The organism is Kingella bonacorsii (assembly GCF_016623605.1).
Lineage (GTDB): Bacteria > Pseudomonadota > Gammaproteobacteria > Burkholderiales > Neisseriaceae > Kingella_B > Kingella_B oralis.
Genome location: NZ_JAEHNZ010000002.1, coordinates 405,880 through 428,031, shown reverse-complemented (window position 1 = coordinate 428,031; position 22,152 = coordinate 405,880). Strand labels below are relative to the sequence as shown.

19 protein-coding genes, 2 tRNA genes and 3 rRNA genes are annotated in these 22,152 nt (G+C 52.5%); 19 read left to right on the top strand and 5 right to left on the bottom strand.

The window, feature by feature from the left end; all coding sequences use genetic code 11:
- Positions 1 to 315 precede the first annotated feature (315 nt).
- The 8 genes from JDW22_RS07130 to tsf all read left to right on the top strand — a co-directional run bounded on the left by JDW22_RS07130 (position 316) and on the right by tsf (position 8,017).
- Positions 316 to 1,856: ribosomal RNA gene (locus JDW22_RS07130) — 16S ribosomal RNA — on the top strand.
- A gap of 67 nt (positions 1,857 to 1,923) precedes the next feature.
- Positions 1,924 to 2,000 (top strand) — tRNA-Ile (locus tag JDW22_RS07125).
- A 50-nt stretch (positions 2,001 to 2,050) separates the two neighbouring features.
- Positions 2,051 to 2,126 (top strand) — tRNA-Ala (locus JDW22_RS07120).
- 369 nt (positions 2,127 to 2,495) lie between these two features.
- Positions 2,496 to 5,384 (top strand): 23S ribosomal RNA (locus JDW22_RS07115).
- Positions 5,385 to 5,522: 138 nt separating this feature from the next.
- Positions 5,523 to 5,635 (top strand): 5S ribosomal RNA (gene rrf, locus JDW22_RS07110).
- Together the 16S, 23S and 5S rRNA genes with 2 tRNA genes alongside form the textbook arrangement of a ribosomal RNA operon.
- Before the next feature lie 186 nt (positions 5,636 to 5,821).
- The gene (locus tag JDW22_RS07105; RefSeq protein WP_200522463.1) at positions 5,822 to 6,160 is read left to right on the top strand and encodes a ComEA family DNA-binding protein; all 339 of its coding nucleotides are present in this window, start codon (positions 5,822 to 5,824) and stop codon (positions 6,158 to 6,160) included.
- Between the two features lie 199 nt (positions 6,161 to 6,359).
- Positions 6,360 to 7,088: a 30S ribosomal protein S2 gene (rpsB, locus tag JDW22_RS07100; protein ID WP_040558501.1), complete on the top strand. Its 729-nt coding sequence runs from the start codon at positions 6,360 to 6,362 to the stop codon at positions 7,086 to 7,088.
- Between the two features lie 74 nt (positions 7,089 to 7,162).
- A complete protein-coding gene (tsf, locus tag JDW22_RS07095; protein WP_003795802.1) occupies positions 7,163 to 8,017 on the top strand; it encodes a translation elongation factor Ts in 855 nt (284 codons plus the stop codon).
- 178 nt (positions 8,018 to 8,195) lie between these two features.
- Here the strand turns inward: tsf and dprA are convergent, their stop codons facing one another.
- Positions 8,196 to 9,365 (bottom strand): DNA-processing protein DprA, encoded by a 1,170-nt coding sequence (gene dprA / locus JDW22_RS07090; protein WP_200522462.1) that lies wholly within the window; start codon positions 9,363 to 9,365, stop codon positions 8,196 to 8,198.
- A 180-nt stretch (positions 9,366 to 9,545) separates the two neighbouring features.
- Here dprA and JDW22_RS07085 point away from each other — a divergent pair, with 180 nt between their 5' ends.
- The 5 genes from JDW22_RS07085 to JDW22_RS07065 all read left to right on the top strand — a co-directional run bounded on the left by JDW22_RS07085 (position 9,546) and on the right by JDW22_RS07065 (position 13,594).
- Positions 9,546 to 10,118, top strand: coding sequence for a hypothetical protein (locus JDW22_RS07085; protein WP_200522461.1), 573 nt, complete (start codon positions 9,546 to 9,548; stop codon positions 10,116 to 10,118).
- Positions 10,119 to 10,509: 391 nt separating this feature from the next.
- Positions 10,510 to 10,728 carry a hypothetical protein gene (locus tag JDW22_RS07080; RefSeq protein ID WP_003795808.1) on the top strand — a complete coding sequence of 73 codons (219 nt, stop codon included), beginning with the start codon at positions 10,510 to 10,512 and terminating at the stop codon, positions 10,726 to 10,728.
- Between the two features lie 99 nt (positions 10,729 to 10,827).
- Positions 10,828 to 12,195: a bifunctional UDP-N-acetylglucosamine diphosphorylase/glucosamine-1-phosphate N-acetyltransferase GlmU gene (gene glmU / locus JDW22_RS07075; protein ID WP_200522460.1), complete on the top strand. Its 1,368-nt coding sequence runs from the start codon at positions 10,828 to 10,830 to the stop codon at positions 12,193 to 12,195.
- A 75-nt stretch (positions 12,196 to 12,270) separates the two neighbouring features.
- Positions 12,271 to 12,816: a methylated-DNA--[protein]-cysteine S-methyltransferase gene (locus JDW22_RS07070; RefSeq protein ID WP_200522459.1), complete on the top strand. Its 546-nt coding sequence runs from the start codon at positions 12,271 to 12,273 to the stop codon at positions 12,814 to 12,816.
- Positions 12,817 to 12,973: 157 nt separating this feature from the next.
- Positions 12,974 to 13,594 carry a hypothetical protein gene (locus JDW22_RS07065; protein ID WP_200522458.1) on the top strand — a complete coding sequence of 207 codons (621 nt, stop codon included), beginning with the start codon at positions 12,974 to 12,976 and terminating at the stop codon, positions 13,592 to 13,594.
- Between the two features lie 353 nt (positions 13,595 to 13,947).
- On the opposite strand, the gene ftsX is transcribed toward JDW22_RS07065, so the two are convergent.
- Both ftsX and JDW22_RS07055 read right to left on the bottom strand, forming a co-directional pair.
- Entirely contained in the window at positions 13,948 to 14,865 is a 918-nt protein-coding gene (ftsX, locus tag JDW22_RS07060) for a permease-like cell division protein FtsX (RefSeq protein ID WP_200522457.1), read from the bottom strand.
- On the bottom strand, positions 14,862 to 15,515 hold the full coding sequence (locus JDW22_RS07055) for a cell division ATP-binding protein FtsE (RefSeq protein WP_003795824.1): 654 nt from the start codon (positions 15,513 to 15,515) through the stop codon (positions 14,862 to 14,864). The genes ftsX and JDW22_RS07055 overlap by 4 nt, the downstream gene beginning before the upstream one ends.
- 89 nt (positions 15,516 to 15,604) lie before the next feature.
- On the opposite strand from JDW22_RS07055, the gene JDW22_RS07050 reads away from it, so the two are divergent.
- The 4 genes from JDW22_RS07050 to JDW22_RS07035 all read left to right on the top strand — a co-directional run bounded on the left by JDW22_RS07050 (position 15,605) and on the right by JDW22_RS07035 (position 18,247).
- Entirely contained in the window at positions 15,605 to 15,790 is a 186-nt protein-coding gene (locus JDW22_RS07050; RefSeq protein WP_200522456.1) for a hypothetical protein, read from the top strand.
- Positions 15,791 to 15,920: 130 nt separating this feature from the next.
- Positions 15,921 to 17,285, top strand: a complete 1,365-nt coding sequence (gene ffh / locus JDW22_RS07045; RefSeq protein WP_200522738.1) for a signal recognition particle protein — start codon at positions 15,921 to 15,923, stop codon at positions 17,283 to 17,285.
- A gap of 150 nt (positions 17,286 to 17,435) precedes the next feature.
- Positions 17,436 to 18,038, top strand: a complete 603-nt coding sequence (locus JDW22_RS07040) for a hypothetical protein (RefSeq protein ID WP_200522455.1) — start codon at positions 17,436 to 17,438, stop codon at positions 18,036 to 18,038.
- A gap of 2 nt (positions 18,039 to 18,040) precedes the next feature.
- Positions 18,041 to 18,247 carry a hypothetical protein gene (locus JDW22_RS07035; protein WP_200522454.1) on the top strand — a complete coding sequence of 69 codons (207 nt, stop codon included), beginning with the start codon at positions 18,041 to 18,043 and terminating at the stop codon, positions 18,245 to 18,247.
- A 72-nt stretch (positions 18,248 to 18,319) separates the two neighbouring features.
- Here the strand turns inward: JDW22_RS07035 and JDW22_RS07030 are convergent, their stop codons facing one another.
- On the bottom strand, positions 18,320 to 18,940 hold the full coding sequence (locus JDW22_RS07030) for an inner membrane CreD family protein (protein WP_200522453.1): 621 nt from the start codon (positions 18,938 to 18,940) through the stop codon (positions 18,320 to 18,322).
- 365 nt (positions 18,941 to 19,305) lie between these two features.
- On the opposite strand from JDW22_RS07030, the gene JDW22_RS07025 reads away from it, so the two are divergent.
- Together JDW22_RS07025 and JDW22_RS07020 are read left to right on the top strand one after the other, a co-directional pair.
- Positions 19,306 to 20,013 carry a response regulator gene (locus JDW22_RS07025; RefSeq protein WP_200522452.1) on the top strand — a complete coding sequence of 236 codons (708 nt, stop codon included), beginning with the start codon at positions 19,306 to 19,308 and terminating at the stop codon, positions 20,011 to 20,013.
- Entirely contained in the window at positions 20,010 to 20,966 is a 957-nt protein-coding gene (locus tag JDW22_RS07020; RefSeq protein ID WP_200522451.1) for an ATP-binding protein, read from the top strand. Before JDW22_RS07025 ends, JDW22_RS07020 begins: the two co-directional genes overlap by 4 nt.
- Before the next feature lie 401 nt (positions 20,967 to 21,367).
- Here JDW22_RS07020 and JDW22_RS07015 read toward each other — a convergent pair whose 3' ends face one another.
- Positions 21,368 to 22,150 carry a cytochrome c1 gene (locus JDW22_RS07015; protein WP_200522450.1) on the bottom strand — a complete coding sequence of 261 codons (783 nt, stop codon included), beginning with the start codon at positions 22,148 to 22,150 and terminating at the stop codon, positions 21,368 to 21,370.
- Positions 22,151 to 22,152: the final 2 nt, after the last annotated feature.

The following is a 22,152-nucleotide window of genomic DNA, read 5'->3' as shown; positions in this document are numbered from 1 at the left end:
CCGAACAAAAAAACCATTATTGCGCAATCATTTGACCGTTTTACAGAAACATTTTCTGTTGTGGGGATTGACAATATTGGTTTGTGTGCGTATAGTTCGCATCTTTCGCTGCTACGGCAGCCGCCTCACAAAGAGGTCTAATTTTTTTTGTTCTTTAAAAAGCAGATTACCGATAAGTGTGAGTGCCTGATGGTCTCACACTGCGACAAAAACAGACAAGAAGGATTGATGATGATTTAGGCTTTTAGTTTGAATTATTATTGATTGCCTTGTCAGTTTCTTTGAAGCAGACCAGAATAAAGTAAGTTAGAGATTAAACATAAGAGTTTGATCCTGGCTCAGATTGAACGCTGGCGGCATGCTTTACACATGCAAGTCGAACGGCAGCACGAAAGAGCTTGCTCTTTTGGTGGCGAGTGGCGAACGGGTGAGTAATGCATCGGAACGTACCGAGTAATGGGGGATAACTATCCGAAAGGATAGCTAATACCGCATACGCTTTGAGAAGGAAAGTGGGGGCTCTTCGGACCTCACGTTATTCGAGCGGCCGATGTCTGATTAGCTAGTTGGTGGGGTAAAGGCCTACCAAGGCGACGATCAGTAGCGGGTCTGAGAGGATGATCCGCCACACTGGGACTGAGACACGGCCCAGACTCCTACGGGAGGCAGCAGTGGGGAATTTTGGACAATGGGCGCAAGCCTGATCCAGCCATGCCGCGTGTCTGAAGAAGGCCTTCGGGTTGTAAAGGACTTTTGTTAGGGAAGAAAAGGATAGTGTTAATACCATTATCTGCTGACGGTACCTAAAGAATAAGCACCGGCTAACTACGTGCCAGCAGCCGCGGTAATACGTAGGGTGCGAGCGTTAATCGGAATTACTGGGCGTAAAGCGAGCGCAGACGGTTTATTAAGCAAGATGTGAAATCCCCGAGCTTAACTTGGGAACTGCGTTTTGAACTGGTAAGCTAGAGTATGTCAGAGGGGGGTAGAATTCCACGTGTAGCAGTGAAATGCGTAGAGATGTGGAGGAATACCGATGGCGAAGGCAGCCCCCTGGGATAATACTGACGTTCATGCTCGAAAGCGTGGGTAGCAAACAGGATTAGATACCCTGGTAGTCCACGCCCTAAACGATGTCAATTAGCTGTTGGGGCACTTGATGCCTTAGTAGCGAAGCTAACGCGTGAAATTGACCGCCTGGGGAGTACGGTCGCAAGATTAAAACTCAAAGGAATTGACGGGGACCCGCACAAGCGGTGGATGATGTGGATTAATTCGATGCAACGCGAAGAACCTTACCTGGTCTTGACATGTACGGAATCTTCCAGAGACGGAAGAGTGCCTTCGGGAGCCGTAACACAGGTGCTGCATGGCTGTCGTCAGCTCGTGTCGTGAGATGTTGGGTTAAGTCCCGCAACGAGCGCAACCCTTGTCATTAGTTGCCACCATTCAGTTGGGCACTCTAATGAGACTGCCGGTGACAAACCGGAGGAAGGTGGGGATGACGTCAAGTCCTCATGGCCCTTATGACCAGGGCTTCACACGTCATACAATGGTCGGTACAGAGGGTAGCCAAGCCGCGAGGTGGAGCCAATCTCAGAAAACCGATCGTAGTCCGGATTGCACTCTGCAACTCGAGTGCATGAAGTCGGAATCGCTAGTAATCGCAGGTCAGCATACTGCGGTGAATACGTTCCCGGGTCTTGTACACACCGCCCGTCACACCATGGGAGTGGGGGATACCAGAAGTAGGTAGGCTAACCGCAAGGAGGCCGCTTACCACGGTATGTTTCATGACTGGGGTGAAGTCGTAACAAGGTAGCCGTAGGGGAACCTGCGGCTGGATCACCTCCTTTCTAGAGAAAAAGAGACGATTAGGCACTCACACTTATCGGTAAACTGTACATAAAGATGCGACACATAGGGTTTGTAGCTCAGGTGGTTAGAGCACACGCTTGATAAGCGTGGGGTCGTAGGTTCAAGTCCTACCAGACCCACCAAGAGAAGCAAGCCGCAAGTAAAAAACCTCATGAGAGGAAAAGAGAATACTGGGGGCATAGCTCAGTTGGTAGAGCACCTGCTTTGCAAGCAGGGGGTCATCGGTTCGATCCCGTTTGCCTCCACCAAGATTTCCCAAATCAAAGCAGCCTGAAAGCATGTTAGGCTATTTTAATTTGCGAAAACAACGCATCGATCTTTAACAAATTGGAAAGCCGAAATCAACAAACAAAGACAAAAGTTTGGATTGGTTTGAAATGCTGGTGCAACAGCATTTCAGGCAGCCTGAAATGCCATTTAACGCAAGTTAAAAAGCAAACAGGCAAAAAAGAAACAAACAAAAGAATTTGGGTGATGATTGTATCGACTTAATCCTGAAACACAAAAGGCAGGATTAAGACACAACAAAGCAGTAAGCTTTATCAAAGTAGGGAATCTAAGTTATAGCGGTAGTCAACGCTGGTTATAACGAAGTCAAAAGGTTCTTCAAATGATAGAGTCAAGTGAATAAGTGCATCAGGTGGATGCCTTGGCGATGATAGGCGACGAAGGACGTGTAAGCCTGCGAAAAGCATCGGAGAGCTGGCAATAAAGCAATGACCCGGTGATGTCCGAATGGGGAAACCCACTTAGTTTACTAAGTATCCTTGTCTGAATACATAGGACAAGAGAAGCGAACCCGGAGAACTGAACCATCTAAGTACCCGGAGGAAAAGAAATCAACCGAGATTCCGCAAGTAGTGGCGAGCGAACGCGGAGGAGCCTGTATAAGATAGCCAAACTGTTAGAAGAAGGAATTGGAAACTTCTGCCATAGTGGGTGATAGCCCCGTATTCGAAAACAGATTGGTGGTACTAGGTATACGACAAGTAGGGCGGGACACGAGAAATCCTGTCTGAAGATGGGGGGACCATCCTCCAAGGCTAAATACTCATCATCGACCGATAGTGAACCAGTACCGTGAGGGAAAGGCGAAAAGAACCCCGGGAGGGGAGTGAAATAGAACCTGAAACCTGATGCATACATACAGTGGGAGCGGAATAATTCCGTGACTGCGTACCTTTTGTATAATGGGTCAACGACTTACATTCAGTAGCGAGCTTAACCGGATAGGGGAGGCGTAGGGAAACCGAGTCTTAATAGGGCGACATAGTTGCTGGGTGTAGACCCGAAACCGAGTGATCTATCCATGGCCAGGATGAAGGTGCCGTAACAGGTACTGGAGGTCCGAACCCACGCATGTTGCAAAATGCGGGGATGAGCTGTGGATAGGGGTGAAAGGCTAAACAAACTCGGAGATAGCTGGTTCTCCCCGAAAACTATTTAGGTAGTGCCTCGAGTATGAGACTGATGGGGGTAAAGCACTGTTATGGCTAGGGGGTTATTGCAACTTACCAACCCATGGCAAACTAAGAATACCATCAAGTTGCTCCTCGGGAGACAGACATCGGGTGCTAACGTCCGGTGTCAAGAGGGAAACAACCCAGACCGCCAGCTAAGGTCCCAAATGACAGATTAAGTGGTAAACGAAGTGGGAAGGCACAGACAGCCAGGATGTTGGCTTAGAAGCAGCCATCATTTAAAGAAAGCGTAATAGCTCACTGGTCGAGTCTTCCTGCGCGGAAGATGTAACGGGGCTCAAATCTGTAACCGAAGCTGCGGATGCACTTTTAGTGCATGGTAGGGGAGCGTTCTGTAGGCCTGAGAAGGTGTATCGTAAGGTATGCTGGAGGTATCAGAAGTGCGAATGTTGACATGAGTAGCGATAAAGCGGGTGAAAAGCCCGCTCGCCGAAAGCCCAAGGTTTCCTACGCAACGTTCATCGGCGTAGGGTGAGTCGGCCCCTAAGGCGAGGCAGAGATGCGTAGTCGATGGGAAACGGGTTAATATTCCCGTACTTGATTCAAATGCGATGTGGGGACGGAGAAGGTTATGCTGGCAATCTGTTGGAATAGATTGTTTAAGCCGGTAGGTAGAAGGAGTAGGCAAATCCGCTTCTTTAATACCGAGACGTGATGACGAGTGTCTACGGACATGAAGCAGCAAATACCACGCTTCCAGGAAAAGCCACTAAGCTTCAGTTTGAATTAAACCGTACCGCAAACCGACACAGGTGGGCAGGATGAGAATTCTAAGGCGCTTGAGAGAACTCGGGAGAAGGAACTCGGCAAATTGATACCGTAACTTCGGGAGAAGGTATGCCCTCTAATGTAAAGGACTTGCTCCGGAAGCATCTGAGGGTCGCAGAGAATCGGTGGCTGCGACTGTTTATTAAAAACACAGCACTCTGCTAACACGAAAGTGGACGTATAGAGTGTGACGCCTGCCCGGTGCTGGAAGGTTAATTGAAGATGTGAGAGCATCAGATCGAAGCCCCAGTAAACGGCGGCCGTAACTATAACGGTCCTAAGGTAGCGAAATTCCTTGTCGGGTAAGTTCCGACCCGCACGAATGGCGTAACGATGGCCACACTGTCTCCTCCCGAGACTCAGCGAAGTTGAAATGGTTGTGAAGATGCAATCTCCCCGCTGCTAGACGGAAAGACCCCGTGAACCTTTACTGTAGCTTTGCATTGGACTTTGAAGTCACTTGTGTAGGATAGGTGGGAGGCTTAGAAGCAGAAACGCCAGTTTCTGTGGAGCCGTCCTTGAAATACCACCCTGGTGGCTTTGAGGTTCTAACCCAGACCCGTAATCCGGGTCGGGGACCGTGCATGGTAGGCAGTTTGACTGGGGCGGTCTCCTCCCAAAGAGTAACGGAGGAGTTCGAAGGTTACCTAGGTCCGGTCGGAAATCGGACTGATAGTGCAATGGCAAAAGGTAGCTTAACTGCGAGACCGACAAGTCGAGCAGGTGCGAAAGCAGGACATAGTGATCCGGTGGTTCTGAATGGAAGGGCCATCGCTCAACGGATAAAAGGTACTCCGGGGATAACAGGCTGATTCCGCCCAAGAGTCCATATCGACGGCGGAGTTTGGCACCTCGATGTCGGCTCATCACATCCTGGGGCTGTAGTCGGTCCCAAGGGTATGGCTGTTCGCCATTTAAAGTGGTACGTGAGCTGGGTTTAAAACGTCGTGAGACAGTTTGGTCCCTATCTGCAGTGGGCGTTGGAAGTTTGACGGGGGCTGCTCCTAGTACGAGAGGACCGGAGTGGACGAACCTCTGGTGTACCGGTTGTGACGCCAGTCGCATCGCCGGGTAGCTAAGTTCGGAAGAGATAAGCGCTGAAAGCATCTAAGCGCGAAACTCGCCTGAAGATGAGACTTCCCTGAGGATTTAATCCTCCTAAAGAGTCGTTCGAGACCAGGACGTTGATAGGCAGGGTGTGGAAGCACGGTAACGTGTGAAGCTAACCTGTACTAATTGCTCGTGAGGCTTGACTCTATCATTTGAAGAACTTTGCAATAAAACAAAGTGAAGCAAAGATAAAGCTTACTGATGAATACATTCATCACCGAAATAAGACAAAATAAAGTAATAAATAAAAAGTTGATAAACGGCTTGCCAATTTGACAGTTTATGTTTGGCGACCATAGCGGTTTGGTCCCACTCCTTCCCATCCCGAACAGGACAGTGAAACGAACCAGCGCCGATGATAGTATGGATTCCCATGCGAAAGTAGGTCATCGCCAAACTCCTTATGCAAAACCCCTTTGGTTGCCATCACAGCCAAAGGGGTTTAGTCTTGGGCTTTATATGGTTTAAAGCTATAATTTACGTTTTATTTTTGGTGATTATTTGATGAATGATTGGCTTGCATAATGCATACTTTGAAAATAGAATGCGGCTTTTGTTTTAAATCACTTTATGGAGATTTTATCATGTTGAAAAAATTATTCTTGGCTGTGCTGGCTTCGTTGAGCTTTTCTTTTGCGCTGGCTGCGGTTGATTTGAACACGGCAACGGTGGAGCAACTGAGTACGCTGAAAGGCATTAAGGCGAAAAAAGCTACGGCAATTGTGGAATACCGTCAAAAAAATGGTGCGTTCAAATCAGTGGACGATTTGAAAAATGTGCCCGGTATCGGGCAAAAAACAGTGGATAAGTTGAGAAGCGAATTGACGGTGGGCGCTGCTGCGCCTGCCGCCCAACCCAAAGCGGCGCCCAAACCTGCTGCGTCTAAGGCTGATAAGGCCAATAAGGCTGATGCCGCTAAGTAATCTGGAATAACGATAAAAACCGCCATGACTTAATGTCGCGGCGGTTTTGTTACTGGAAATGAAAAAATATAACTGTTATAATCCAAAAGCTTTCACTTTGGAAGCGTTTTTATTTTTCAACGCTCGCATCGCACAAAAAAGGGTGCTTGTTTTCAGGTTCTAGTGTGTGATGTTTGCTTTAACCCTTTAAAGGAATATTATGTCTCAAGTTACTATGCGCCAGATGATTGAAGCTGGCGTTCACTTTGGCCACCAAACCCGTTATTGGAATCCCAAAATGGCGCAGTACATTTTTGGTGCGCGCAATAAGATTCACATCATCAATTTGGAAAAAACGGTTCCGTTGTTCCAAGAAGCGCAAGAAGTTGTGCGCCGTTTGGTTGCGAACAAAGGTACGGTTTTGTTTGTGGGTACGAAACGCCAAGCCCGTGAAATCATTAAAGAAGAAGCGCAGCGCGCAGGCATGCCTTATGTGGACTATCGTTGGTTGGGCGGTATGCTGACTAACTATAAAACAGTAAAACAATCTATCAAACGTTTGGAAGAAAAAACAGCAATTTTGGCTAATGCTGAGAGCAGCGGCTACAACAAAAAAGAATTGCTGGATATGACACGCGAAGTAGAAAAACTGGAACGTTCTTTGGGCGGCATTAAAGAGATGAAAGGTTTGCCTGACGCGATTTTTGTGATTGATACGGGCTACCAACATGGTACTTTGGTTGAGGCAGCTAAATTGGGCATTCCCGTAATTGCGGTTGTGGATAGCAATAACAGCCCTGATTTGGTGCAATATGTTATCCCTGGTAACGATGACTCTGCAAAAGCGATTCGCTTGTATTGCCGTGGTATCGCCGATGCGGTATTGGAAGGCAAAAACCAAGCCGTTGCGGAAACGGTTGCTGCGGCTCAAGCTGCTGCGGCTGCTTAATTATTGATTGTTGATTTCAGGCTGCCTGAATATTTAGGCAGCCTGAAAATTAGTTATAGAGATTGGAGAAACTCATGGCAGAAATTACTGCAAAAATGGTTGCGGATTTGCGCGCGGCTACCGGCTTGGGCATGATGGAATGCAAAAAAGCCTTGGTTGAAGCGGAAGGCAACATGGAAAAAGCGGAAGAAATCTTGCGTATTAAATCGGGTGCGAAAGCGGGTAAATTGGCCGGCCGCACTGCAGCGGAAGGCGTGTTGGCCTTTGCGATTGAAGGCAACGTGGGCGCTTTGGTTGAAGTGAACTGCGAAACAGACTTTGTTGCCAAAGACGCGGGTTTTGTGGCGTTTGCTAACTTTGTAGCCAAAATGGCTGCCGAGAAAAAACCGGCTACGGTTGAAGAGTTGAGCGCGTTGGTTGAAGAAGAGCGCAAAGCGGTGATTGCCAAGCTGGGCGAAAATATGTCGGTTCGCCGCTTCCAAGTGATTGAAACGGCTAATAATCTGGTGGCTTACATTCACGGCGCTTTGGCAACCGAAGGCGTTTTGGTTGAATACAAAGGCGTGGAAGACGTGGCGCGCAAAGTGGGCATGCACATCGTGGCGGCAAAACCGCAATGCGTGAGCGAAGACCAAGTGGATGCGGCTTTGGTGGAAAAAGAACGCCATATTTACACCGAGCAAGCGATTGCTTCCGGCAAACCTGCTGAAATCGCGGCGAAAATGGTTGAAGGGCGCATCAAAAAATACTTGGCCGAGGTTACTTTGAACGGACAGGCGTTTGTGATGAATCCTGACCAAACCGTGGCGCAATTCTTGAAAGAGAATGGTTCGGAAGTGGTTTCTTTCGTTCGCTATAAAGTGGGCGACGGTATTGAGAAAAAAGAAGTGGATTACGCGGCGGAAGTGGCTGCGGCTGCAAAAGTGTAAGTTTGCTTCTGATGTGAAAAGCACTCATCTCGCGATGGGTGCTTTTTGTTTTTGGTTTCGCAGCCTTGCTTCGCTACACAGGTTGAAACCTTTGCAAAAACCCTGAGGCAGCCTGAAATCTAAAATGGAGCGGCGACAGCTTGTCGCCAAAAGATTTCAGGCTGCCTGATGTGGATAATCATTTGATGCGCTGGTAACGCCCGCCTGTCATGCTGGCTACGATGCCGTCTAGTTCCCATTCGGTGAGCTGGGCGTAGATGTCGGCGGCGGGTTGTCCTGTTTGTTCGGCTAGGGTGTCGGGGTGGATGGGGTCGTAGCCCATTTTGGTAAGCAAAGGGTGTTCATTGGTGGATTCGGGTTCGGGCGAGGGTGTCGTTGTGGGTAACTCTGTGGATAAGGGCTGGGATAAGGTGGGCTTGGGTTTAGCGGCGTGGGTTTTGGGTTTCAGGCTGCTGGAGGCGATGCGGGCGGGGTAGGAGAGTTCGTCCACAATGTCCATAAGGTTTTCAACGAGTTTTGCGCCTTCTTTGATGAGCTTGTGGCAGCCTTTGGCGTGCGGGTTGTCGATTGAGCCCGGTATCGCCATCACGTCGCGCCCCATTTCGCCGGCGAGTCGGGCGGTGATGAGCGAGCCGCTTTCTAGCGCGGCTTCCACTACCAGCACGGCTTGGCTTTGCGCGGCGATGATGCGGTTGCGGCGGGGGAAGTTGCCTGCCAGCGGGCGGGTGTCCAGCGGAAATTCGGAGATGATTAGCCCGCGTTCGGCGATTTGGTGGGCGAGGGTGCGGTTGCTGGCGGGATAGATGCGGTCAATGCCTGTGCCCCACACGGCGATGGTGCTGGCTTTGCCTTTGAGCGCGCCTTGGTGGGCGGCGGTGTCAATGCCTGCTGCCATGCCTGATATAACGGTGATGCCGTATTCGCTGAGGGCTTGCCCGAAATCGTGGGCGATGCGCATGGCTTGCGGGGTGGCGTGGCGGCTGCCAACAATGGCGATGCTGGGTTGATGCAGCCATTCGGTGTTGCCGCGCAAAAACAGCACGGGCGGGGCGGTGATGCCTTCGGCGAGCATGGCGGGGTAATCGCTGTCGCACGCGAGCATCAGGCGGCAGCCGGGTTGTTGCTCCCATTGCAGCGCGGCTTCGGCGGCGGCGCGGGCGAGGCTTGTGTTGTGCCATTCGCGGGCGGCGTGTTTGGCGTGTTTGCCCAGTTGCGCGATGACTTCGGCGGGCGCTTGCAAGGCGGCGCTGGCGGTGCCATACATTTGCAACAAAACGGCGAAACTTTCCGCGCCGATGTGGGGCGTGAAAGCCAGTTGCAGCCATGCTTGGCGTTCGGTTTCGGTCATGGGGTGTCCTTTTGTGGAAAGCGGGCGGGCAGGTTTCATATTCAGGGCAGCCTGAAATTTGGGCTAATCTGGTTGGCAAGGCTGGCTATTTTACAGGCAGATTTCGGGTAGAATGCCGGTTTTTTCAGGCTGCCTGAAAATCACAGCCAGCCTCGTCAATCTCTCCAATCAGGAAAACGCATGCAGATTACCCGCCTGAAACCCGCCAACATTGAAGCCATTATTGAACACCTGATTTTCCGCATCCGTGCCAGCAATCGTGCGCACAACGCCGCCTGCTCCTTCGGCTGGCTGTTTGTGCACGGCTTTGAAGAAGGCGCGTCGTTTGAATTTGGTGCAGGCGCAGCGGTAAGCGACCCGCAGTTGCTGCTGGAATATGAAATAGGCGGCGAAATTTGGGACTATGCCGACGCTTATGAAAACGAGGATGACGATGAAGTCCCCGGCGAGCGCGAGCTGGAAGGCGTGTACGAATGGAGCGAAGCCGACTGGCGGCTGGCAGCGGGCGAAGAAAGCGGTCAAATTGCCCTGCAATTTGGCGATTGGCAGATTGTTTCCGGTGGCAAAGAGTGGCAAACCATCGGCTTCACGGCGGAAAACGAAGAGGACAACGTGTTCAGCCAACACGTTTACCGCTACATCCTCGCCGAAGCCGCCCATCGCTATCCAAGCGAAATCCAAGGTTTTGTGCTGGAAATGCACGACAGCGCGCTGCCCAGAGAATGGGTGGATGCGCAGACGCAGGCAGCCTGAAAACCGCAGAGACTGGCTGAAAATCTAACCGCCGCCCTGCCCGCGCAGGCGGAGATTTTGCAACCGCTTCAATCCGCATTCTTTTTGTTTGCCACGGAGAGTCGCCATGAACACCCTGTCCGATTTCTGCCAAGACTATCTCAACCGCACTTTGCAGCCTGCCGCGTTGTTCACTCGGGATTGCAGCTAAACGCAGCACGCCCCATCAAGGCAGCCTGAAACCCTCATTTCAGGCTGCCTCAACCATATCTGCTATAATTTATAGTGAATTCAATTTGAATGAGTACAAGGCGGCGAGCCGCAGATAGCACAAGTGGTACAGCAAGGCGAGCCAACGCAGTAATCATTCAAATTCAATTCACTATACACTTTCCAAACAAAGGACAACCCCATGAAAACCACCCCCCTTATCCTCGCCCTCATCGCAACCGCCGCCCTATCCGCCTGCACATGGGAAACCTATGCGGGCGACGACGGCAGAACCCACGTTCGCCAAAAATACCCCACCGGCACAGGCGTTTACTACACCAACGGCGCGGCATCGCAAAACACCCTGTACCACAGCGCGCGCCCCGAACCGCACGCCATCTTGCCCAATACAGGCGAATAGTTGTTTACAGGCAAATCATCATTTTCAGGCTGCCTCAGCAAGATAAGGCAGCCTGAAACCATATTGCTTATAGTAAAACCCCACCCCAAAGGAAACCCCATGACCCTAAACATCATCATCCTCGCCGCAGGCAAAGGCACGCGCATGTATTCCCGCCAGCCCAAAGTGTTGCACCCCATCGGCGGCAAACCCATGCTCGCGCACGTTATCCAAACCGCGCAAACGCTCGCCCCGCAAGCCATCCATGTGGTGATTGGGCATGGCAAAGAGCAGGTGAAACAACAGCTTGCCGATGCCCAAGTGGGCTGGGTGGAACAAACCGAGCAGCTGGGCACGGGACACGCCGTCAAAACCGCGCTGCCGCATCTGCCGCAAGACGGGCGCACGCTGGTGCTGTATGGCGATGTGCCGCTGATTAACCGCGACAATCTGCAAGCCTTGCTCGCCACAGCAGGCGACGGCGTGGGTATCCTGACCGACATCATGGACAACCCCACGGGCTACGGGCGCATCATCCGCAATGCGGATAACCAAGTGGTGCAGATTGTGGAAGAGAAGGACGCCGATGCCGCGCAAAAAGCCATCCGCGAAGTGAACACCGGCATTTTCGTGTTGCCCAACCAATATTTGGGCGGCTGGCTGAACACGCTGCAAAGCAACAACGCACAGGGCGAATATTATCTGACCGATGTCGTTGCACTTGCCGTGCGCGACGGCGTTGCCGTAACACCGCATCCCGTATCTGACCACCATCTTGCCGCAGGCGTGAACAACAAAATGCAACTGGCGGAATTGGAGCGCATTTTCCAGCAAACCCAAGCGCGGCAACTGCTGCAAAACGGCGTAACCCTGTTAGACCCCAGCCGCTTTGACCTGCGCGGCAGCCTGAAACACGGGCAAGACGTGCAAATCGACGTGAACTGCGTGTTCACAGGCGATTGCGAGCTGGGCGATAACGTAACCATCGGCGCAAACTGCGTGATTCACAACGCCAAAATCGCCGCAGGCACGCGCATCGCGCCGTTTAGCCATTTGGAAGACTGCACCGTCGGCGAAAACGCGCAAATCGGCCCGTTCGCCCGCCTGCGCCCCCAAGCCGTGCTGGCGGACGAAGTGCACATCGGCAATTTTGTGGAAGTGAAAAACAGCCAAATCGGGCGCGGCAGCAAAGCCAACCATTTGAGCTACATCGGCGATGCCACTATCGGCGAAAAAAGCAACATCGGCGCGGGCACGATTACCGCGAACTACGACGGCGTAAACAAACATAAAACCACCATTGGCAACGAAGTACGCATCGGCTCCAACAGCGTGCTGGTTGCGCCTGTAAGCGTGGGCGACAAGGCAACCACAGGCGCGGGCAGCGTGATTACCAAAAACTGCGCCGCAGGCAAGCTGGTGATTGCCCGCGCACGACAGCAAACGGTTGAAGGCTGGGTGCGCCCCGAAAAGCCAGCCAAATCCTAAACCAAAGGCAGCCTGAAAACGGGTTTTAAACGTTTTCAGGCTGCCTTTATCCACTCAAACCACGAAAGCCCCACTATGCCCGCCATCCAAAGCCGCATCCTCCCCAGCCCGCTGGGCAAAATCATCGCCTGTGCCACCGAGCAAGGTCTATGCCTGCTAGAATTTGTTGGCAGCAAAAGCGTGGAGCGCGAGCAACAAGACCTACAACGCCTGCTGCAACGCCCGCTGGTTATCGGCGACAACGAACACCTGCAACAAACCGAAGCCGAGCTAGGCGAATACTTTTCAGGCTGCCGCCAGCAATTTAGCGTCGCCCTGCACACCCCATCCACCCCGTTTCAGGCTGCCGTGTGGCAAGCCCTGCAAACCATCCCCTACGGCAAAACCGTCAGCTACCAAGAGCAAGCCAACCGCATCGGCAAGCCCACCGCCGTGCGCGCAGTAGCCAACGCCAACGGCGCAAACCGCGTCTCCATCATCATCCCCTGCCACCGCGTCATCGGCTCGGACGGCAGCCTAACGGGCTACGCAGGCGGCTTGCAGCGCAAACAATGGCTGCTGGCGCATGAGCGCGGCGAGCAGCCCAGCGATAAGGATTTGTTTAACCAGAGCTTGTTTTAGGTGTAGGCAGCCTGAAACCGCTATGCCCATTCAAACAAGCCCATTTGCCCCATTTTTGCTTGCGCCGATTAAGACGACTGTTGCGGATGGCAGAAGGGCGGATTGAAAAAAACCCTTCGCCAGCGCAGTTCCAACCATTCAATCCAAAGGAAAAATTATGCTAGGTGTTGTCGTTTTGTTTTTCGCCTTGTGGTTCATTATTGTTTGTCTTGCCCCCTTCTTGCCGTTCAAACTGATTAAAAACAAGCTGGTTGCGTGCATCGTTGCTTTTATGCTCACATTTGGTTGTTGGTGGTTATATCTGACTATTGACGGTTATCGTGCTTATTTAGCAGGTGCGGAAGCCTGCAAGCAAGCCAACTTAACCATTTATGTACAACCCGAAAAATGGCGCGAAATGGTGGGCGGGCATGAGGCTTGGTTAAAACTTGCCGACTACGAAGAGAAATCAAAACGTGAACTTTCCGAAGAGGAAAAGCGAAAGTATCCCCAGACTTTAAACTTTGAAGGCGTTGAATATCATTTTGATTATCTAACTCATAAGCGTGTTTTGGTTTATGATTCAGGCTATTACGCATTTAACAGTTATGCATATTTGGAGAGTCGTCTTTACTATGATTGGGAAACTAAAACTGTACTATATAAGTATACTTGGTTTCTTGGAAACTATAGCTTAGGGTTTACCGCCCCTAATCTGCTTGGTATCCGACATGGGTATAAGATGTGTGAACCAGGTAATATAAGCAAAACATATGAAAAATTTTTTTATCTTAATTAACCTATAACTAGTAGACGAACAATAAGCAAACATACCACCCAACAAATTGCCGCTTACACCGCTTAGGCAAAAACCAGCCTGCCCATTTTCCCCGCAACGCAACGGATGGAACAATCGGCGCAAAATGCAGCAAAAAACGCCGCACCCTGATGTTTTAACACAATGATTGCTTCCTAAGCCCCAATAGATTTTCAGGCTGCCTAATAACCCATTAGGCAGCCTGAAACGGTATTTGATTGCGGAATAAATCTTGTAGGGCGTGTGGCTTTGCCACGCACCATGAAACATTGGCTAAACGGTGCATGGCGAAGCCGCACACCCTGCTCGTATCGTTTTCAGGCTGCCTAATCTCATCAATCCCGTTTCGCCCGAAAGTGAAACAAATGCTGCGTAACCGCCAGCCATGCGCCCATAATGCCGAGCAAACACACCACCAGCAGCACCACCGTCATCTCCGATGGCGTAAACGTGCGCCATTGCAAATTGATGCCGTAGGGCTGAAAAATTTGATTAACCAACGGCTGCGTGGCTTGCATCACCAGCGTGCACAGCCCCAAGCTCATGCCCGATGCCAGCAGGCTTTCCCATGCCGCTTGATACAAAAACGGACGGCGCACAAACGACGAGGGCGCGCCCAGCAGCTTGGTGATTTCAATTTCTTCCTTGTGCGTCAAAATTTGCAGTCGAATGGTGTTGTTCGCCACCAGCACAAACGCCAGCCCCAGCGTAACCGCCAAAAACCAAAACACTTTGTTTACCAACTGGTTGAATTGATACAAGGTTTGCATCCATTCCTTGTCCATTTGCGCTGATTCCACCATCGGATAATGCGACAAATCTTCTTGCAATGCCGCAATCGCTTGTGGGTTGTTTTCTTTTGGCGTAACGATAAACGCATCGGGCAGCGGGTTTTCATCCAGCATCGCGCCAATGTCTTGCCCGCCCATTGCTTGTTGCATTTCCGCCAAGCCTTGCTCCTTGCCCACAAATTTCACGGCTTGCACGCGCTTGTCTTCGGCGAGCAGTTTTTGCACGGTTTCATTGTTAACGGGGCTGGCGGCCGCATCCATATACAGCGTGATGTTGGGTACATCGTTGAGCTTGTCTAACACGTCTTTGCTGCTTTGCACACCTAAATACAGCGTGAGCGGCAGCGTCATGGCGATAGACAGCATCGCCAAAATCAGCAGCGAGGTAATCGGTTGTTTGAAAAAATAGCCCGCTGCACGTTTCGCGCTTTCGGCGTGTAATGAAAAATAATTGCTGCTCATCCTGCAAACCTCCCGCCTTGTAAACGCAAAATGCGATGCCCGTAATCCTGCATCAGGGTTTCGTCGTGCGCCGACACGATTACGGTGGTGCCCACTTGGTGAAACGATTTAAACAATTCCATGATGTCCAGCGCATAGGCGCGGTCTAGGTTGGCGGAGGGCTCGTCGGCAATCAGCAGGCTGGGCTGGTGCACCACGGCGCGGGCGATGCACAGGCGTTGCTGCTCGCCGCCCGATAGGCCGTTGGGGTCGGACAGCTCGCGCCCTGCCAAGCCCACTTTTTCAATCGCCACACGCGCGCGCTTTTCGGCGGATTCGTTGTCGTAGCCGATGATGCGCAAGGGCAGCATCACGTTTTGCAACACATTGCGGTCAAACAGGATTTTGTGGTCTTGGAACACGATGCCGATGTGCTGGCGCATATAGCACAGCTGGTTGTCGCTTAGCTCGCCCAAATCGTGTTTGTTCACCAGCACTTTGCCGGTGGTGGGCTTGGTGATGCCCGCAATCAAACGCAACACGGTGGATTTGCCCGCGCCCGAATGCCCTGCAATAAAAATCATCTCGCCTTTGGCGATGGTGAAGCTCACATTCTTTAAGGCTTGGTAGCCGCCGGGATAGGTTTTGGAAACGGATTCAAAACGGATCATTGCGTGTTTTTACTCTTTTTAAATAACTGTGTGATTATACGCGAACAAAGGCAGCCTGAAAAACGTGTGGATAAGTGTGTGGACAGGGCGTGATTATACTGTGCATGGATGGTGGATTTTCAGGCTGCATCAGGCTTTGCACGGGGGTGAGCGAGGTGTGGATAAAGATGTGGGCAACTGCGCTGCGCGTGTTGGCGGGGCGGGGCTATGTTAAAATGCGCGCCTTTGCATTTATCGCGTTTCAGGCTGCCTATTGTGGCACGGCAGTGCAATAGGGTAGGGCAGCCTGAAAACGAGTTTCAGCGTAGCCAAAACGCGAAACCGTTTATCAGACAACGCATTATCAGAGGCAGCCTGAAAACCATTGCGCCCCGTTTTCAGGCTGCCCATCATCAAGGAATAACCATGCTAGACAACCTAACCAACCGATTCTCCAAAGTATTCAAAAATATACGCGGCAAAGCCACGCTCACCGAAGACAACATCAAAGAAGCCTTGCGCGAAGTGCGCCTTGCGCTGTTGGAAGCCGATGTGGCGCTGCCGATTGTGAAAGACTTTGTGAACCAAGTGAAAGAGCGCGCTTTGGGGCACGAATTTGCCAAAGATTTAACGCCCGACCAAGCCTTCTTTGGCATGGTGAACGAAGCCTTAACCGAGCTGATGGGCAAGGAAAACAGCGCGCTAAACCTAGCCGCCACGCCGCCTGCCACCGTGTTGATGGCGGGCTTGCAAGGCGCGGGCAAAACCACCACCGTGGGCAAATTGTCGCGCTTGCTCAAAGAGCAGGATAAGAAAAAGAAAATTTTGCTGGTGTCGGCAGACGTGTATCGCCCCGCTGCGATTGAGCAGTTGAAGCTGTTGGCAGAGCAAGTGGGCGTGGATTTTTTCCCATCCGATGTGTCGCAAAAGCCTGTGGATATCGCCCTTGCCGCGCAGGATTACGCCAAAAAGCATTTTTATGATGTGCTGATGGTGGATACCGCAGGGCGTTTGGCGATTGATGAAGAAATGATGAACGAAATCAAGGCGATTCATGCGGCAGTGAACCCTGTGGAAACGCTGTTTGTGGTGGACGCGATGCTGGGGCAAGATGCGGTGAACACCGCGCAGGCGTTTAACGAAGCCTTGCCGCTCACAGGCGTGATTTTGACCAAAATGGATGGCGATTCGCGCGGCGGTGCGGCGTTATCCGTGCGCCAAGTAACAGGCAAGCCGATTAAGTTTTTGGGGATTGGCGAAAAAATCAACGGGTTAGAGCCGTTTTACCCCGACCGCGTGGCAGGGCGCATTTTGGGCATGGGCGACGTGGTTACGCTGATTGAAGATGTGCAAAAAGGCATTGACGAAGAAGTTGCCGCCGAAATGGCGAAAAAACTGCATCGCGGCAAGGGCTTTGATTTAAACGACTTCAAAGCGCAAATCCAGCAAATGCGTAATATGGGCGGCTTGGAGAGCCTGTTGTCTAAAATGCCAGGCGAATTGGGGCAAGCTGCCAAGCAAATCCCCGAGGGTACGGCAGAAAAAGCGATGGGACACGTGGAAGCCATCATCAATTCCATGACCCCGAAAGAACGCGCCAACCCCGCCATCATCAAAGCCAGCCGCAAAAAACGCATTGCCGCAGGGGCAGGCACCACGGTGCAAGAAGTGAACAAGATGTTGAAGCAGTTTGAGCAATCGCAGCAGATGATGAAGATGTTTAGCGGTAAGGGCTTGGGCAAATTGATGAAGCTGGCGGGCGGGATGAAGGGGATGTTTCCCAAGATGTAAGCAAGGCATTGAGGCAGCCTGAAAACGGATGGATTCTGTTTTTAGCTTCGCAACTCCGCTTCGCTACGCAGGCTGCCTATTGATTGAATTGGAATGCAGGTTGCTCGCCCTTTCCCGTTAGGCAGCCTGAAAACACCCAAAGGAAACCCCATGAGCGAAAGCAGCAGAAAAAAAGGCATCATCGCCACCATCGGCGGGCTATGCACCGCCATTGCCGGCACCACCGTTTACCAAGTGGCCGTGGACCAGCTGGTGATACGCCCCGGGCAGCAGGTGCTGACCAAATTTCTGGCGGGGCAATATGAGCACAGCCTGCAAAACGGCATGAGCATGGTGGGCAGCATGATTCAAAACAACCCCGACAGCATTGCCGCCGCCGCCAACGATTTGGCGCAAGCCAATCTGCCGCCCGCCAGCAATATTCAATTGCAATGTCGCCCGCTGGAAGGCGAAGAGGCTTGTTTGCAACGCAACACGGCAGAATTAAAAGCCCAGCTAGGCTGGGAAAAACAGCAAGCGCGTTTAACCGCTCTGGATAACGCCTATTCCGCCTGCCGCGACCAAACCGCGCAAAACCCGAACATCGATTTGGCGGCCCGCGAATTGGTGTATGAAGCCAATATCCGCTGCTTGGTTGCCGATGGCTACGGCAAAGAGCTTAACGCGCTCGCCCAAAACGATGCCAACCTTGCCCAAATCATCGCGCAAACCCAAGACGATTTAACCAACCCACCCGCCCAAAATAAGGAATAAGCATGAAAAACATTTTATTGATGGCAACCGGCAGCCTGCTGCTTGCCGCCTGCGCCGGCACAGCCGACATCAGCGCCAGCCCTGCCTACCGCGCGCGGCTGGAAAAAATCCGCCAAGATTGCGTCCGTTATTATTCAGGGCAAGACATGGCAACCGAAGGCAAAATCGCCAACTGCATCAACGCCCGCAAAGCCAGTATTCAGTTGTGATGCTGTTAGCCAATAAACCAAAGGCAGCCTGAAAACCGTTTACCCAGTTTCAGGCTGCCTTAATCCCATCAATCAATCATCCATCCCGCGCCCCGCCCGAAACGGCTTCGTGGTTTTCACATCGCGCTCTTTCTTTTCCCCCACCGCATACCAATCCACATGGCGCGTGCAATACATCACCGCAAACAGCGTGGCAAACAGCAGGCAAGAGCCCACCAGCAAGTTATATTCCTGCATCCGCAGCAGCACAAACATCGTGCCATACGCCAAACACAGCAAACCCACCATCAAATTAACCCCCTGCCAATTCGCCAGCACAAACTGCAAATACCACCACAGCAAGCCGATGCACGCCGCCGCGCCCAACACATAAGCCGCCACAAAGCCGATATGCTCCGCAAACGACAACAGCAGCAAATAAAACATCGACAACGCCGAGCCCACTAGCAAATACTGCATCGGATGAATGCGCCAATCCTGCAACACCTCGCTCAAAAAGAACGCGCTAAACACCATAATCACCAACACCATCCCATATTTCATGCTGCGGATAATCATCTGATAATCCAGCGAACCCAGCAGCGCGCTCGAATGATAATAATCCCGCTGCACCGCCAAGCTGTGAATAAACATCAGCACAATAGAAAACACCACGCACAAGCCCAAAATGCTCCATAGCTTATTTGCCATCATCAAACTCCGATACCGCAGCCCGTAATCGTCATTTCAGGCTGCCTTAATTGAACACCCGGCCATTATGCAAAACCAACATCAAAATCTTGTGAACAAGTTATCAAGAATTTATGAAGATTGCGTTGTGAGATAAAATTCCCGCGTTGCACGCATCATAATAGGCAGCCTGAAAACCATTGCAAAGCCAAATCCGCAACCAATGCAGCGTCGGCGGCTTGCCGACATCTTGGCAACCAATAAAGTTTGATTAAATCCGCCATTTAACGACAAGCCCTCACCCCGCCATTCTAGATTTCAGGCTGCCTCAGAAACCCCGCAAAGGTTTTAGCCTGAATCCCCCCGTTCCACTCCATCCCCCAACCGCCATGCCCCACATCCTTATCCTAGAAGACGAAGCCGAAATCGCCGAAATCATCGCCATCGCCCTCAAGCGCGACTGCCACACCAGCCAAATCGCCCCCACCGCCCAAGCCGCCGGCCAGCATCTCGCCCGCGAAGCCTACGACCTACTGCTGCTAGACGTAGGCTTGCCCGACATCAACGGCTTTGACTACCTCAAAACCCTGCGCCACCAACATCCCAGCCTGCCCGTTATCATGCTCACCGCCCAAGACGAAGAAACCGACCGCATCCTCGGGCTGGAACTCGGCGCAGACGACTACATCGGCAAACCGTTCAGCCCGCGCGAACTCAACGCCCGCATCAAAGCCCTGCTGCGCCGCACCCAAAGGCAGCCTGAAAACGAGTGGAACGAGTTTCGGCGAAGCCAAAACGAACCCGCCCAATCCATCCCGCAATGGCAAGACGACACCCAAGCCCACTGCATCCGCCACCAAGGGCAAGCCCTCCCCCTCACCCTCGGCGAATACCGCCTACTGCGCACCCTCATCGCCCACCCTCAGCGCGTGTACAGCCGCGAAGAACTGCTCACCGCCATGTTTGGCAGCAACCACCCCTCCGACCCCCACACCATCAACACCCACATCCGCGCCCTGCGCCAAAAACTGCGCAACGCCCAAATAGACCCCGCCTGCATACACACCCACCACGGCATCGGATACAGCTTCCAATGAGCAAATATTTCAAAAACATCAGCCTGCGCCTATTTTTCATCCTGCTGGGTATCAGCACCCTGCTCACCGCCCACGCATGGCTCAACCAAAGCCCCCATATCCAAGCCCACATCGCCGCCACCCTCGTTCTGCTGGTCAGCCTTGCCTACTGGCTCGCCCGCAGCATCAACCGCATCCGCCGCTACGCCGAAGCCATGGCAGCCAACCGCACCGCCATCCAGCCCCAATTCGGCGACAGCTATCTCTACCGCCTAGTCCACGCCATCGCCCACCTGCGCCGCGAACTCAACCATCGCCAGCACATAGAAAACTACATCCTCGGGCTCACCCACGAACTCAAAACCCCGCTCACCGCCCAAGCCGCCGCGCTGGAACTGCTGCAAGACAGCCCGCTTACCCTCGAGCAACACCAACTGGTTGCCCGCATCATCCGCAACACCCAAAACCAGCAACAGCTCATCGCCAAGTTATTAGAACTCGCTCGACTGGAAAACAGCGACCAGCTTGCCGCCATCCAACCCGTGCCGCTCGCCTCTCTGTGCCAACAAGCCATCCAAGAGCACCAGCCCGCCGCCCAAGCCAAACACCTCGCGCTACAATTCAACGCCATCGCCCAACCCATTCTGCAAGGCGACCCCATCCTCCTGCGCCAAGCCATCCACAACCTGCTCGCCAACGCCCTAGACTTCGCCGCCCCGCACACCACCATCCGCATCAGCCTTACCGCCACCGCACTGCACATCGACAACCAAGGCGACCCCATCCCCGACTACGCCCTCGCCAAAATCCCGCAACGCTTCTACTCGCTCCCCCGCGCCAACGGCAGGCGCAGCAGCGGTTTGGGGCTGAGCTTCGTTGCCGAAATCATGCGTCTGCACGGCGGCAGGCTGGCGTTGCAAAACCAAAGCCACGGCGTGCGCGCCAGCCTTATCTTTGCCCACGAATGCCCCTAAGCCCATACAACAAAAGGCAGCCTGAAAACGGAGAAACTCCTTTTTCAGGCTGCCTATTTCCATCCATCCCCATGCCCGCCCACATTCAGGCAGCCTGAAAACCCCTTTCGCCCGTACACGGCTTGCAAGCAAGCCGTAGCCAGCGCGAGCAACCGTTTTCAGGCTGCCCAACCTTATACGCCCGCGCCGCGATAAGGCGCAAAGGTAAACGCATCACGAAGGTTTATCGAAGCACAGCGCCAACGTATTTTTAGCTGCATTAAACTGTGTTTCAGGCTGCCGCAACCCAACCATAGCAGCCTGAAACCACACCCACGCGCCACGCCCAAAAACCAAAAAGGCAGCCTGAAAACGAGAAACCCCGTTTTCAGGCTGCCTATCTATGGTCTATCGGCGCAATGTTAATGCACGTCTTTCCAATATTCTTTCTTCAAGAAATACGACAACGGCAACAGCACCGCCAGCAAGAACATCAGCACGATATAGCCGATTTGTTTGCGCTGCACTTGGGCAGGCTCCGCCATATACGCCATAAAGTTGGTCAAATCGCGGGCATAGTTGTTGTAGTCGGTTTCAATAAACTTACCGTCTTTGCTGAACCGCGTGAGCTTGCCTGCGCTTTCCCACTGCAAATCGGGCACCAGCTTGCCGTGCGCGTCTTTTTTCATCACCGGCTGCCCCTTGGCATCCAATTTCACCGCTTGGATGCCTTGCTCGGCAGCCAAAACGTGCGGCATCGCGGCGTTGGGCAACACTGTGTTGTTCCAGCCCGTTGGGCGCGTCGGGTCTTTATAGAAGCCGCGCAGATAGGCGTAGATGTAGTCGTTGCCGCGCGAGCGCGCAATCAGCGTCAAATCGGGCGGCACGGTGCCAAACCATTTTTTCGCGTCCGCAGGATTCATGTGCGCCTGCATCACATCGCCCACCTTATCGGTGGTGAACATCAAATTGTTTTTGATTTGGTCTTCCGTTAAGCCGATGTCTTTCAAGCGGTTGAAACGCATGGCGGCGGCAGAGTGGCAAGAGAGGCAGTTGTTCACAAAAATTTGTGCGCCGCGCTGCAAGCTCACTTGGTCGCGAGGGTCAAGCTCAACGTGGGGATAATGCCCGCCGCCCGATGCGCCGGCCATGATGGGGGCTGCCAGCAGAAGGGCAGCCAAAGTTTTTTTGAATGTAGATTTCATTT